This is a genomic window from Exiguobacterium sp. S22-S28 (genome assembly GCF_043359615.1).
GTDB lineage: Bacteria > Bacillota > Bacilli > Exiguobacteriales > Exiguobacteriaceae > Exiguobacterium_A.
In genome coordinates this window covers 44237-58027 of sequence record NZ_JBHFFC010000029.1, presented here as the reverse complement: position 1 = coordinate 58027, position 13791 = coordinate 44237, and the positions used below count along the sequence as shown (strand labels likewise).

Annotated in this window: 11 protein-coding genes; 2 read left to right on the top strand and 9 right to left on the bottom strand. The window is 45.7% G+C overall.

Going from position 1 to position 13791, the window contains the following annotated elements:
- Positions 1-5: 5 nt before the first annotated feature.
- The 3 genes from polA to ACHA8N_RS12030 form a co-directional block, all read right to left on the bottom strand.
- Positions 6-2603 carry a DNA polymerase I gene (gene polA, locus ACHA8N_RS12040; protein WP_393965883.1) on the bottom strand — a complete coding sequence of 866 codons (2598 nt, stop codon included), beginning with the start codon at positions 2601-2603 and terminating at the stop codon, positions 6-8.
- 200 nt (positions 2604-2803) lie between these two features.
- Positions 2804-4537, bottom strand: coding sequence for a two-component system histidine kinase PnpS (gene pnpS / locus ACHA8N_RS12035; protein ID WP_147510622.1), 1734 nt, complete (start codon positions 4535-4537; stop codon positions 2804-2806).
- Positions 4534-5241, bottom strand: a complete 708-nt coding sequence (locus ACHA8N_RS12030) for a response regulator (protein WP_147510621.1) — start codon at positions 5239-5241, stop codon at positions 4534-4536. The genes pnpS and ACHA8N_RS12030 overlap by 4 nt, the downstream gene beginning before the upstream one ends.
- Positions 5242-5456: 215 nt before the next feature.
- Here ACHA8N_RS12030 and ACHA8N_RS12025 point away from each other — a divergent pair, with 215 nt between their 5' ends.
- Positions 5457-5888 carry a divergent PAP2 family protein gene (locus ACHA8N_RS12025; protein WP_369877521.1) on the top strand — a complete coding sequence of 144 codons (432 nt, stop codon included), beginning with the start codon at positions 5457-5459 and terminating at the stop codon, positions 5886-5888.
- Between the two features lie 85 nt (positions 5889-5973).
- Here the strand turns inward: ACHA8N_RS12025 and ACHA8N_RS12020 are convergent, their stop codons facing one another.
- Positions 5974-7113 (bottom strand): zinc-dependent alcohol dehydrogenase, encoded by a 1140-nt coding sequence (locus ACHA8N_RS12020; RefSeq protein WP_147510620.1) that lies wholly within the window; start codon positions 7111-7113, stop codon positions 5974-5976.
- A gap of 278 nt (positions 7114-7391) precedes the next feature.
- Here ACHA8N_RS12020 and ACHA8N_RS12015 point away from each other — a divergent pair, with 278 nt between their 5' ends.
- Positions 7392-7634 (top strand): hypothetical protein, encoded by a 243-nt coding sequence (locus ACHA8N_RS12015; protein WP_147510619.1) that lies wholly within the window; start codon positions 7392-7394, stop codon positions 7632-7634.
- A gap of 219 nt (positions 7635-7853) precedes the next feature.
- On the opposite strand, the gene mdh is transcribed toward ACHA8N_RS12015, so the two are convergent.
- The 5 genes from mdh to pyk all read right to left on the bottom strand — a co-directional run bounded on the left by mdh (position 7854) and on the right by pyk (position 13763).
- Positions 7854-8786 (bottom strand): malate dehydrogenase, encoded by a 933-nt coding sequence (gene mdh, locus ACHA8N_RS12010; RefSeq protein ID WP_147510618.1) that lies wholly within the window; start codon positions 8784-8786, stop codon positions 7854-7856.
- Between the two features lie 27 nt (positions 8787-8813).
- Positions 8814-10088, bottom strand: coding sequence for an NADP-dependent isocitrate dehydrogenase (gene icd / locus ACHA8N_RS12005; protein WP_393965882.1), 1275 nt, complete (start codon positions 10086-10088; stop codon positions 8814-8816).
- 69 nt (positions 10089-10157) lie between these two features.
- A complete protein-coding gene (gene citZ / locus ACHA8N_RS12000; protein WP_147510616.1) occupies positions 10158-11270 on the bottom strand; it encodes a citrate synthase in 1113 nt (370 codons plus the stop codon).
- A gap of 217 nt (positions 11271-11487) precedes the next feature.
- Positions 11488-11964: a DUF441 domain-containing protein gene (locus tag ACHA8N_RS11995; protein ID WP_393965953.1), complete on the bottom strand. Its 477-nt coding sequence runs from the start codon at positions 11962-11964 to the stop codon at positions 11488-11490.
- Positions 11965-12014: 50 nt separating this feature from the next.
- The gene (gene pyk / locus ACHA8N_RS11990; protein ID WP_393965881.1) at positions 12015-13763 is read right to left on the bottom strand and encodes a pyruvate kinase; all 1749 of its coding nucleotides are present in this window, start codon (positions 13761-13763) and stop codon (positions 12015-12017) included.
- Between the last annotated feature and the right edge of the window lie 28 nt (positions 13764-13791).

Genomic DNA, 13791 nt, shown 5'->3' with positions numbered 1-13791 from the left:
ACTTCTTATTTTGTTTCGTACCACGAATGACCGGCATCTCCATCGACGCGTAATGGTACAGACAAGTGAACCGTTTGCTCCATCGCTTGTTTAACCAATGCTTTTAACGCATCGAGTTCTTCATCCGGAGCTTCAAAAATCAATTCATCGTGCACTTGCAGTAACAGACGAGCTTGCAGTGGTGATGCTTCCAGTGCTGCATGGACATCCAACATCGCTTTTTTAATGATGTCAGCTGCCGAACCTTGGATTGGCGTATTGATCGCTGTCCGTTCCGCAAAACCGCGTAAATTAAAGTTTTTGGAGTTAATATCAGGAATGTTCCGGCGACGGTTCATCAGTGTTTCGACAAATCCGTTCATCCGTGCTTTCTCGATCGCTGCATCCATGAACAACTTAATTTGTGGGAACAGCTCAAAATAACGATCAATAAAGTCTTGTGCTTCTTTTCGCGAAATATTTAAGTTCTGAGACAGACCGTAATCACTGATTCCGTAAATGATGCCGAAGTTGACGGCCTTCGCTTGACGCCGCATGTTTCCCGTCACGTCGTTCGGTGCGACACCAAAGACACTACTGGCTGTCTGCGTATGAATATCCGCATCATCCAAAAAGGCTTGCACGAGCGTCTTATCTTCTGACATATGAGCCATGACCCGCAACTCAATCTGTGAATAGTCGGCAGCGTACAGTGACCAGCCTTCTTCACTCGGAACAAAAGCTTTTCTTATTTTCCGTCCTTCTTCGATCCGGACCGGAATGTTTTGCAGATTGGGATTGACTGAACTGAGTCGTCCCGTTTGAGCGATCGTTTGAGCAAAACGGGTATGAATCTTTCCGTCTTCTTTGATGACCTTCTGCAACCCTTCAACATATGTCGATTGGAGTTTTTGCAATTCACGGTACAACATGATGTGGTCGATGACCGGGTGCAGCGGTCGCAGTTTTTCCAGTACGTCAGCCGCCGTTGAGTAACCGGTCTTCGTCTTTTTGAAGGCCGGCAGTTCCAACTTTTCAAACAAAATGACACCTAATTGTTTTGGGGAGTTGATGTTAAACGACTCGCCGACTTCACCATAAATCAATTGCTCCAAGTCATGTAATCGCCCTGCCAGATCGGTCTGCATCTCTTGTAAAGTTGCGACGTCCACCCGAATACCTGTCCATTCCATTTCAGCCAGCACACCTGATAATGGACGTTCCAGTGTTTCGTATAACTCAAATTGTTGATTCGCTTTCAGTTCTTCTTCGACTTTCGGGAATAACAGTTCAATCATCCGGGCTTTTTCTGCCAGATACGGGTGCAATACCTCATCTGCCGGTGCGAGACGTTTCGCTCCTTTTCCTAAGACAGCTTCTTCATTAGGAGCCATCAGCATGTAGTGTCCGGCAATCGAGGCGAGGGTCGTCCCGCCGCTTAAGTTCAGCAAATAACCAGCGAGCAGCAAATCGTCAAAAGCGGTTAGTTTTAGATCATGTTTCCGTAAGGCAAAAGCAACTTGTTTCGCATCGAGACAGATCTTTTGATGATCCGACTCGATCCAGGCACGAAATGCCGGATCATTGACAAGTTCCGCTGAAGCGACATAAATCTGATCGGGTGTCGCGATGCCGAATCCAATGATGTCTTCTTCCATATAATCTTCCCGTAACTGTTCGACGACGAGAACTGCGTCGGTTACATCCGCCGGAAGCGAAGTAATCGTTTGAACGTTCAACTGTTCTTTATCCGCTTCCTCGACGACCGGAGCAAATCGATTCGTCAAGGATTTAAAGCCAAGCGACTGGAATAACGAATACGGTACTTGCGTATCCACATCACTAATCTGTAAATCATCAAGCGTGACATCAAGCGGGACGTCGAGCTTAATCGTCGCGAGTTCCTTCGACAAACGGGCCAATTCTTCATTGGCAATGACTTTTTCTTTTTGTTTTCCTTTTAAATCCTCGACATGTTCATACAGTCCTTCGACCGAACCGTAGGCAGAAATCAATTTGATGGCCGTTTTTTCACCGATTCCCGGAACACCTGGAATGTTATCGGATTTATCGCCCATCAATCCTTTCAGATCAATCATCTGCATCGGTTTCAATCCGCCATATGTCTCGGCAAATAATTCTTCCGTCATGCAGAGAACGTCCGTGATCCCACGTTTTGTGATCAGCACTTCAACTTGATCCGTCACGAGTTGAAGTAAATCCTTATCCCCCGTCACGATCCGGATCCGATCCGCCGGCATCGTCTGCGCCAGTGTACCGATCAAATCGTCGGCTTCATACCGGTGAAGTTCCATCATCTGAATCCCGAGCGCCTCACAGATGTCGCGAACGATCGGAAACTGTTCCCGAAGTTCAGACGGTGTTTTTTCCCGGCTGCCTTTGTATTCCTGATAGACGTCATGCCGGAACGTTTCGCTTGAAGCATCAAACGCGACGAGCATGTGAGTTGGCTGTTCCTCTTCGAGCAGTTTCAGCAACATCATCGTAAATCCGTATGCCGCATTCGTATTCCGTCCTTGTGCATCCGTCATTGGCGGTAAAGCAAAAAAAGCACGATACGTAAGCGAGTTTCCATCAATCAATAAAAGTTTATTTTCCATCATCGACGCCCCTTTGAAAGATATTCTGTTCCTATTGTATCACTCTGCACACATTTGTTCGCTAAAAAGACGCCAAAAAAGACGACCGGCCGTAGAGCCAATCGTCTCGGTGTCTCCCGACATGGGAGCTGAACCAGTCGGGACACAGATGATGAAGAAGGTATCTTTACTATACGATTCCTCTGTAAAGCGAGTGTGAACCCTTATCCCTTTTTTGGTAAACGTATCGTAAAGGTCGTCCCTTGATTTTCTTCAGAATCCACCTCAATCGTTCCATGGTGGAGATCGATAATATGTTTGACGATGGCGAGGCCAAGACCTGTTCCACCTGAATTACGACTCCGAGCTTTATCGATCCGGTAAAACCGTTCGAAAATCCGTTGCATTTCTTTTGGATGGATCCCGATTCCATCATCTTTGATACGGAGCATCACAGCTTCTTCTCCATCCTCGAGACTGATCCAGACGTTCCCGCCACTCGGTGTGTAATTTAAAGCATTAGCGACCAAATTGACGACGACTTGCTTTAATCGGTTCAAATCTGCACGGATGAATACTTCTTCCTCTGTCTCCAGATGAATCTGCATCTGTTTTTCTTCTGCTTTTCGTTGTAATAATGTCGCTGTTTCCCGAAGCAAACTCGTGACATCAACAATCGTTGTCTCGAGTTGATAGTTATCTTGTTCAAGACGGGATAATTCAAGTAAGTCTTCGACGAGCGTCTGCATCCGCTCTGATTCATCGTGGATGATATTCAAAAACTGCTCCCGGATTTCCGGTACGTCCTGCGCCCCGTCAAGAAGAGTCTCAGCGAACCCTTTGATGGAGGTCAACGGCGTCTTCAGCTCATGACTCACATTCGCCACAAAGTCTTTGCGCATCTGTTCGAGTTTCTTGATTTCCGTAATATCGTTAAAGACGACAGTCGTCCCTTGAACCCGACCATCTTTACTGAAAATCGGCGCCGCACTGACCATAAAGGTCCGACTGTTTAGTCCGAACCGGACACTCGACTGTTTTCGATTCGGTTTTTCTGTCAAATAGACGTCTTCGATGACTTGGCTCATCTTCTCATTTGGTAAGACACGGTAATACAGCTTCCCGTTTGACTTCTCTTGGATATTAAACATTTCTCGGTACGTTCGATTGACAAGCAACACATATCCTTTTTCGTCAATCAGCATCAGACCGGCACCCATGTATTCAATCAATGACTCAAGCCTCGCCCGTTGCATCGCCTCTCCGGAAGAAGCATTTTCTAAGTTTCGGGCCAGTAGATTGATTGATTTTCCAAGGTCACGCGATTCGTCTGGAGATGTCAATTCATACACGCGAGATTTATAATTCCCGTGAGAGAGTTCATACAACACTTCAGTCGCTTCCGAAATCGGACGGAGAAAACGTTTGGTCGCCCGGTAGACGGAAAAGAAGATGACCGATAAAGACGCGAGTAACGATAAGATGATGACCGTCCAAATTCGTGAATAAATTAAATTCAAATCCTTTGTATACCGGATAAAACTGATATAGACTTCTCCACCATCTGCTGTCGGAACCGGCTTTGTGTACTGAAGACTCGTCTCACCAACTTTTGATTCAAACGTCCCTTCTTTCGGAATCGCTGAAAAGTTGATTGTACGGACATTCAGCTTCGTCACATCAACCGGTGTTCCGGCAATGATTTCACCACGTCCATTAAATAAAATCATGTCGAAACTCGATTCTGCATACAACTTGTCTACATACGCGGCCATTTCCGGAACCGTCCGGTCACGTAAAATCGTCTCAACAAGAACCGTCTCGTCTGTCAGCTTTTCTTTTTCATTATTGACATAAAATTCTTTAAAAGACTGACCCAGCAAAAATCCTAAGGCGACCAAGACCAAACTGATAAAGGACAGCATTTTTAAAATAAATCGTTTGCGGTATCTACTCATTCCGCTTTCGGCTCCTCCATCTTATACCCAAGCCCGCGGATTGTTTTAATGTAAATCGGTTTTTTTGTATTCGGCTCAATCTTTTCGCGGACATGACTGATATGGACATCGACGATACGTGTATCCCCGACAAAGTCATAATTCCAGATGGCAGACAACAATTGATCCCGTGTCAGCACACGTCCCTTATTTTTTGCGAGATACACCAACAATTCAAATTCCTTTGGTGTCAACTCCAGTCGTTCGTCCGCTTTAAACGCCTCATAGTTATCCGGTACGATTTTGACATCTCCGATGAGAATCGTCCCATCCGTCACCTCTTCCGTGACGGTCTGCTGATTCATCCGGCGTAAAATCGCTTTGACACGTGCCACGACTTCACGGGGACTGAACGGCTTTGTCAAATAATCATCCGCACCGAGCTCCAGTCCGAGCACTTTGTCAAACTCATCGTCTTTTGCGGTCAGCATCAAAATCGGTGTATTGATTTTTTGTTGGCGCAATCGTTTACAGACCTCTAGTCCATCAAGTTCCGGCAACATGAGATCCAGTACGATCAATGCTGCATCTTGTTTCTCGGCTAACTTCAAACCTGTCAAACCGTCATGAGCAGTCTCGACGATAAAACCAGCTTGCTCTAAATTAAATTTTAAAAGGGTAGCAATTGAGAGTTCATCATCAACAACGATTATTTTATCTTTCAAGACAGTTGGCCTCCTCAGCGCATTTCATCTTTGAATGAGGAATTCCGTGGAATCCACTTCTTCTGTCTTCATCTTAACGACTTTCACTACTAAACCACAAATCTTTCTGTCGTTTCTTTACATAATCTTTAAGGTCGTACACGTTCTTCCAGTAGTTTCCCGTGTTGAAACAACAAAATTGGGGAAACAGTTACATATCGTCATCATGTGGAGGAATGAATATGGAATGGAACAACCCGCTTTTTGCAGCAATCACCGCTTGGTTCATCGCCCAAGCCGCAAAACTCGTCACCGGTTTAATTAAGACAAAGAAATTTGATCTTGAAATTATGTTTGCCTCAGGCGGCATGCCTAGTTCACATAGTTCGACTGTCGTCGCACTGGCTGTCGTGATTGGTTTTCAAGAAGGCTTCGGCTCATCGCTGTTTGCGCTCGCTACGATTTTCGCCGTCATCATCATGTATGATGCGACCGGAGTCCGTCAGGCCGTTGGTCTTCAAGCCAAACTGCTGAATGATTACTTCAAAGGAATCCGTCATGAAACGCCGTTGCTCAACGAATTGGTGGGACATACCGAGTTCCAGGTCTTTGTTGGTCTGTTACTTGGTCTAGCCGTAGGTTTCCTCTGGCCCGTCTTGTTCTTTTAATCTGTGACGCGTACCGGATAAATCAAATGAGATGTCTTCATACAAAAGACCGCTTCGAATCGGAAGCGGTCTTTTGTGATTTTCATTATGGTTTTAAGATGACTTTGATACATCCATCGGCATGATCGTTAAACGTTTGGTAAGCATGAGCAGCCTGCTCCAAATCAATTTTGTGGGTGATGATATCGGTTGGATCAAATTCCTGATTGATGATTTTCTGGAACAATTCCGGCATCAAATGAACAACCGGTGCTTGCCCCATCTTCAACGTGATGTTTCGGGTGAAGAAATCACCGAGCGGGAATTGATTGTATTTTTTGGCATAGACCCCTGTAAGTTGGACCGTTCCGAATTTCCGGACAGCGTCTTTGGCGATATTGATTGCACTCAATGTTCCGCCTTGTAATCCGATCTTTTGTTCCACTTTTTCAAGCGCCGACATCTTCCCATCAAATCCGACACAATCAATGACGACGTCCGCCCCGCCTTGTGTCAGCTCTTTCAAGTATTGTCCGGTTTCCTGGTGATCTTGTAAGTTAACGGTCTCAACCCGGTTCGTCATCTTCGCATGATTCAGACGATACACTTGTTCATCGACTGCAATGACCCGTTTTGCTCCTTGCATCCAGGCGAATTTCTGTGTCATCAATCCGACAGGTCCTGACCCCAAGACGACGACGGTATCTCCTTTTTTGACCCCTGAATTGATGACGCTCCAGTACGCTGTCGGAATAACATCCGACAAAAACAACAACGCTTCGTCTTCCAGTTCACATGATTCAGGAACGACGAGCGGCATGAAGTTTCCAAACGGGACTTTTAAGTACTCTGCTTGTCCTCCGGGATGCCCGCCGAACTCTTCCGTAAATCCAAAATATCCGCCTGTATCGACATGCGGGTTCCCATTGGAATTGTCACACTGACTCTCCATATCATGATCACAGTAGAAACAATGACCACACGCGACGTTGAATGGTAAGACAACTCGGTCGCCCGGCTTGACCTTCGTCACGTCAGGACCCACTTCTTCGACGATCCCCATCGGTTCATGTCCAATGACATAATCCTTTTTCGCCGGCATGTTTCCTTGATAGATGTGCAAATCTGACCCGCAGATGGCAGTAGACGTAATCTTGACGATGATATCATCATTCTTCTCAATTGACGGATCCTGTACATCCTTCACTTCGACATGTTTTGTACCTTGATAAGTGACAGCGCGCATGGTGATTCCCCCTTTTATTTTTCAAAAATAGCGTACTTTATTCGTTTACCCCAAATAAGCAGCATTTATGTTACATGTTTTTTACAAAAAGAGGAATGTTCATTTGAAACTTTCACTGAATAATCAACGTAAAAATAAAAGGATAGAAGGGGTTGATTGGAAAACACATCATTTAGTAAATAATGAAAAATCAATGTGTTGGATACCGGACTTCTCCGATAAGGAAGTGTCTTCATCACATGCACCGATATGATTTAGATTAGAAAGGAGATCGACATATGGCCCGCTGTACATACTGTAAGCAATCATGGACGGCTCGTAATATTTATAAGTTGTTGCGTTCTCGTCAAGGATCAGGGATCCCGTGTTCGTCTTGCCATCAGATGCAATACATGCATCTCGAACATCAAGGATATCTACTCAGCATCGGTTATCTCAATCGTTTTTTAACCGGTATTCTCCTCTTCATGATTCCGTGGTATACGAAACTATCACATTATGAGACATTTAAAAAATTGTAAATTAAAACTCCAGAAGAACATCTCTTAATAAGCTCTTTTCGTATAAAAACATCGCAGGCACCAAGCACGACTTTTTTTCCGATTTCCTTCACGAGATTTGAATGAATGATTTAACTGAATGAGAACAGGGGTCGGATTTAGAATCCGACCCCTGTTCCGTATAAAAAGCGACTATTCAGTCAATCTTTTTTTATTTTAAATTGTGTCACGTTACATTGTTCAAAGAAGCTCAAGAACAGAACGGACCGTCGAAACGGATTGATCGAGTGCCTGCTTCTCTTCCGGGCTGAGTTCTAGTTCCAATACTTGTTCGATCCCATTCCCACCTAAAATAGTCGGAACACCCAAGTACAAGTCCTCGTACCCATATTCGCCCTCGAGATAGGCAATCGCCGGTAAAATCCGCCGTTGATCCTTCAGGATCGCTTCCACCATCTCGACGATAGCCGCCGCCGGTGCGTAATACGCAGAACCATTTCCGAGCAACTGAACGATTTCACCGCCGCCTTTTCGTGTCCGTTCGACGATGGCAGACAACCGTTCCGGTGTCAACAGTTTCTCCAGCGGAATCCCACCCGCGTAGGAATAACGTAACAACGGAACCATATCGTCCCCATGCCCACCGAGCACGAATCCGGAAATATCCTTGACGGATACATTCAGCTCCATCGCAACAAACGCTCTGAAGCGGGCCGTATCGAGCACACCAGATTGTCCGATGACCCGTTCTTTCGGAAAACCGGACGCTTGAAAGACGGTATACGTCATCGCATCGACAGGGTTTGTCAAAACGATGATGATTGATTCCGGAGCATAGGTCACGATTTCTTTCGTGACCGCTCTCATGACGTTTGCATTCGTACTGACAAGATCTTCACGACTCATACCGGGTTTTCTGGCAATGCCCGCCGTAATGACGACGATGTCAGAACCTTCGATGTCTTGATAATCTGATGTCCCGTTAATCCACGCATCAAATCCTTGGATCGGGGCCGTTTCCTGCATGTCGAGCGCTTTGCCTTTCGTAGCGTTTTCCTGTTGCGGCATATCGACGAGCACGATATCCCCCAGCTCTTTTTGAGCCAGATAAAGTGCTGTCGTGGCTCCAGTAAATCCGCTGCCGATGACCGAAATCTTTTTCCGTCGATTCATTGTCCCGTCCCCCTAGTCAAGATTGAATTACATATTCTTGATGAGTTCATCTGCGAATTCAGAACATTTCACTTCTGTCGCACCATCCATGAGACGTGCGAAGTCATACGTGACGACTTTTTCTTCGATTGATTTTTCCATCGATTGGATGATCAAGTCTGCTGCTTCATTCCAGCCAAGGTGACGGAACATCATTTCTCCTGAAAGAATAACAGAAGATGGGTTTACTTTATCGAGTCCAGCATACTTCGGTGCCGTACCGTGAGTGGCTTCGAAGATGGCATGACCTGTCATGTAGTTGATGTTCGCACCTGGTGCGATTCCGATACCACCGACTTGCGCCGCAAGTGCATCCGAGATGTAATCCCCGTTCAAGTTCATCGTTGCGACGACATCAAATTCTTTTGGACGTGTCAAGATTTGTTGTAAGAAGATATCAGCAATCGAGTCTTTAACAATCAACTTGCCGGCTGCTTCTGCTTCTGATTGTGCTTTGTTCGCTGCTTCAGCACCTTCTTCATCTTTGATGCGGTCGTACTGGTTCCATGTGAAGACGTGTTCTGCATATTCGCGCTCTGCGAGTTCATAACCCCAGTTTTTGAAAGCACCTTCTGTGAACTTCATGATGTTTCCTTTGTGTACAAGCGTCAATGAAGCACGTTTGTTTTCGAGTGCATATTCAATCGCTGCACGGACAAGACGTTCTGTTCCTTCTTTTGAGATCGGTTTGATTCCGAGACCAGACGTTTCAGGGAAGCGGATTTTGTTGACACCCATCTCTGTTTGCAGGAAGTTAAGTAATTTTTGTGCTTCTTCGCTGCCTGACGCATACTCGATCCCAGCGTAGATATCTTCTGTGTTTTCACGGAAGATGACCATGTCTGTATCTTCTGGACGTTTGACTGGTGAAGGAACACCTGTGAAGTAACGGACCGGGCGAAGACATGTATACAAATCAAGTTCTTGACGAAGTGCAACGTTAAGTGAACGGATTCCGCCGCCGACTGGTGTCGTGAGTGGTCCTTTGATGGCGATGATGTGTTCACGAATCAGATCAAGTGTTTCTTCCGGAAGCCAGTTGCCTGTTTTGTTGAAGGCTTTTTCTCCAGCGTAGACTTCTTTCCACTCAATTTTCTTCTCGCCGTTGTATGCTTTTTCGACAGCAGCGTCGAAGACACGGACTGCAGCATTCCAGATATCAGGTCCAGTGCCATCACCGATGATGAAAGGAATGATCGGAGCATTTGGTACGTTAAGTGTTCCGTTTGTTACCGTGATGTTTTCACCTTGAATTGTAGCCATTTGTAAAATCCCCCTTGAATATGATTGATGTCATCAAAAAGCAGGAGAGGATTTCTCCTCTCCGCCTTTTTAACGTTCGTTCATGGACACGTATGTCCGGTGTGTTTCACCAATATAATCGGCGCGTGGACGAATGAGGCGGTTGTCGCTATACTGCTCTAAAATGTGCGCTAACCAACCTGACATACGACTGACGGCAAAGATTGGTGTAAACAATTCCGTATCAAGTCCAAGTGCATGGTACGTCGAAGCCGAATAGAAATCAACGTTCGGTTTCAATCCTTTTTCCGATTGGACGATTTGGTCAATCTTCACTGACATCTCATACCATTTCGGTTCTCCGATTTGCGCCGTCAACTGACGGCTCATCTCTTGGAGATGCTTCGCACGCGGGTCGCCGTCTTTATAGACACGGTGACCGAAGCCCATGATTTTTTCCTTGTTCTTAAGTTTATTATGAACATACTCGTCAACCTTTTCAACTGAATCAATTTCAACCAACATCTTCATGACGGCTTCGTTCGCTCCACCGTGAAGCGGACCTTTCAAAGCACCCATTGCAGCAGTAACGCCGGAATAGACGTCTGATAACGTTGCGACACAGACACGTGCCGTGAACGTTGAAGCGTTCAGCTCATGATCCGCATGCAGGACAAGTGCTTGGTTAAAGGCTTTTTCTGCTACTTCTGTCGGCTCTTCGCCCGTCAGCATGTAGAGGAAGTTTGCCGCATAAGAAAGACCTGTTTTCGGTGCAATCGGTTCTTGTCCTTTTTTAATCCGCGCATATGCTGTGACAAGTGTTGCAATTTGCGCTTGGAGTTTGATGGCTTTAGCGTAATTCGCCTCCGTCGACATATCTTCTGCTGATTCGTCATATAATGCAAGTTGTGACAACGCCGTTCGAATAGCAGACATTGCGTTAGCGGTTTTTGGCGCTACTTTCAATGTCTCAAGGACTGCTGGCGCAACCGTTGCTTCAGAAATCAAAGCTTCTGACAACTGCTTCAGTTCGTCTTCTTTTGGTAAGCGGTCATTCCAAAGTAAAAAGACCACTTCTTCGAATGAGGCGTGCTCCGCCAAATCATCAATTGTATAGCCACCATACGTCAACTGACCATCAATGATCGAACTGATCTTCGATGCTGTCGCGACGATTCCTTCTAAACCTTTTGTTTGTGTCATACAAAAATCCCCCTTTTTTTCCCCCAGAAATTTAAAACGCTTTCATTTCCGTATTGAAAAAAAGACGTCTACGCAAGAGTCGTTCCCCACATTGAACCATTTGCTCTTGGATAGACCATCTTGTTTCTGTTCTTAGTATAAACAAAATTAACAAAAAAGTGAACGAACTTGCATACTATTATCAAAAAATTAATTCACTTCCCCATTGTTACACCACTTAACCGCTGATTAACTTGACGATGACGTCCCACATTCCGATGACAAGCGCCGCAATCCCTGCTCCGATCAATGGTCCAACAGGAACCCCTTGGAACACGCCAACCGCAAGAATCGTCCCGGCAAGCAAGGCCGTCGTGACGAGTGGATCCTCTTTCATCAATCCGACACCGTGTGCGGCGATGATGGCGACGAAAATTCCCGACAAGAAAGAGATGATGCCGATATGTCCCCGAATGCTGTTCAGCAGTTCTTTAAACCCGATATCACCGGTTGCAATCGGAACGAGAATGGCCGCGGTAATTAACGTGACCCCCCACGTGATTCCTTTCGCCTGTAAAGAAGGAAATAATCGACCGTCAAGACCAATCGCTTTTATGATGAGCAAAAAAGCGGCTGCGATGATCAATGACTTGTTTTGTGCGATCACACCTATCAACACAAGACCAATCAAAAAAAGATACGCTTCCATGTAAATCCCCCGATTTGAAAAAACGGACATGGCTTTCGCCACATCCGTTTCATTGATTATGCGTTGTACAATTTACCAGTTAACGGATCAATTGAAATTTTTTGACCATCCGTGAAGATTGTCAAGGCGTTTTCAACACCGACGATGACTGGCTTACCAAGTGAAGGACCAACGATTCCAGCATGGCTTGTCAATCCGCCGTCTACAGTGATCATCGCTGCAGCAAGTTCGATTGCAGGCATCATGTCACGGTCTGTTGAGTTCGTAACAAGAATCATTCCTGGTTTCGCTTTTGCGTTTGCTTCTTCTGCGTTGTGTGCGATGACGACTTCACCGACGACACCACGTTCGCCGATTCCACGACCGTTAGCGATTTCTTTACCGACGATGTGAATTTTCAACATGTTTGTTGTACCTGCTGTAAGAGCCGGAATTCCTGCAGAGATGACGACGAGGTCACCATCTGTGACGAATCCTGCTTCTTTTGCTGTATCAGCTGCAAGTGTCAACATGTCATCCGTATTGTCTGACAGGTGATCGACGACGATTGGATAGACACCCCATACGATGTTCAGCTGACGTGCGACACGCGCGCTTGGTGTGACAGCCACGATGTTTGGTTCTGGACGGTATTTTGAAATCCGTGCCGCTGTATAACCAGACTGTGTTGGTGTCAAGATGGCTTTTGCATCCAAGTTGATTGCCGTATGCGTAACCGCTTGAGCGATTGCATCCGTCACTGTATGCTCGCTGCGTGTTTGACGATCTTTTAAGAGCATCTTGTAATCGAGCATTTTTTCTGTCCGTTTTGCAATCGTATGCATCATTTGAACAGACTCAATCGGGTAATCCCCCGCTGCTGTTTCGCCTGAAAGCATGATCGCATCCGTTCCATCAAGAATCGCATTGGCAACGTCTGATGCTTCTGCGCGTGTTGGACGTGGGAAACGTTGCATCGAGTCCAGCATCTGCGTTGCTGTGATGACAGGTTTACCATAGTCATTACAAATTTTGATGAGGTCTTTTTGTGTTGGTGTAACTTCTTCTGTTGGAATCTCGATTCCAAGATCACCACGTGCGACCATTAAACCATCAGAAATCGCGATGATTTCTTCGATGTTGTCGACACCTTCTTGGTTTTCGATTTTCGGGAAGATTTTAATGTGGCTTGCATTGTGTTTTTCGAGCAATTGACGGATCGCAACGACGTCAGACGCACGACGTACGAATGAAGCCGCAATCAAATCGATGTCGCTTTTGATTCCGAATTCGATATCCGCGATATCTTTATCTGTCAAAGCAGGCAAGTTAACTTTTACGTTCGGTAAGTTAACGCCTTTTTTCGTTTTAATGATTCCTTCGTTTTCAATGTCACAAAGAAGTTCACGGTTCGCAAGTTTTTCTGCGACACGGAGTCCGATCAATCCATCATCTAACATAATCATTGAACCAACTTCGACGTCATCATATAAACCGTCATATGTCACAGAGAATTTATCTGCTGTTCCGACGATTTCATTTGCGTCGCCGCTGACGACGATGACTTGTTTACCGCGTACGAGAAGCGCTTTGCCTTCTTCAAACGTATGCGTCCGGATTTCAGGACCTTTTGTGTCTAAAAGAATCGTGACTAATTTGTTCGCTTCTTCTGCTGCGCGACGGATATCTGTAATCCGAGCACCATGCTCTTCGTAGTCACCGTGTGAGAAGTTCAGACGAGCGACGTTCATACCTGCTTCGATCATTTCTGGAAGACGTTTTTCTGACGCCGGTCCAATCGTACATACAATTTTAGTTCTGCGCATATTCCATAAACCTCCTACAATGTTTGGC

What these genes read in the sequence shown, in the direction of transcription:
- polA (WP_393965883.1), bottom strand. Translation starts at nt 2,603, where the DNA reads ATGATGGAAAATAAACTTTTATTGATTGATGGAAACTCGCTTACGTAT.
- pnpS (WP_147510622.1), bottom strand. Translation starts at nt 4,537, where the DNA reads ATGAGTAGATACCGCAAACGATTTATTTTAAAAATGCTGTCCTTTATC.
- ACHA8N_RS12025 (WP_369877521.1), top strand. Translation starts at nt 5,457, where the DNA reads ATGAATATGGAATGGAACAACCCGCTTTTTGCAGCAATCACCGCTTGG.
- ACHA8N_RS12020 (WP_147510620.1), bottom strand. Translation starts at nt 7,113, where the DNA reads ATGCGCGCTGTCACTTATCAAGGTACAAAACATGTCGAAGTGAAGGAT.
- ACHA8N_RS12015 (WP_147510619.1), top strand. Translation starts at nt 7,392, where the DNA reads ATGGCCCGCTGTACATACTGTAAGCAATCATGGACGGCTCGTAATATT.
- mdh (WP_147510618.1), bottom strand. Translation starts at nt 8,786, where the DNA reads ATGAATCGACGGAAAAAGATTTCGGTCATCGGCAGCGGATTTACTGGA.
- icd (WP_393965882.1), bottom strand. Translation starts at nt 10,088, where the DNA reads ATGGCTACAATTCAAGGTGAAAACATCACGGTAACAAACGGAACACTT.
- citZ (WP_147510616.1), bottom strand. Translation starts at nt 11,270, where the DNA reads ATGACACAAACAAAAGGTTTAGAAGGAATCGTCGCGACAGCATCGAAG.
- pyk (WP_393965881.1), bottom strand. Translation starts at nt 13,763, where the DNA reads ATGCGCAGAACTAAAATTGTATGTACGATTGGACCGGCGTCAGAAAAA.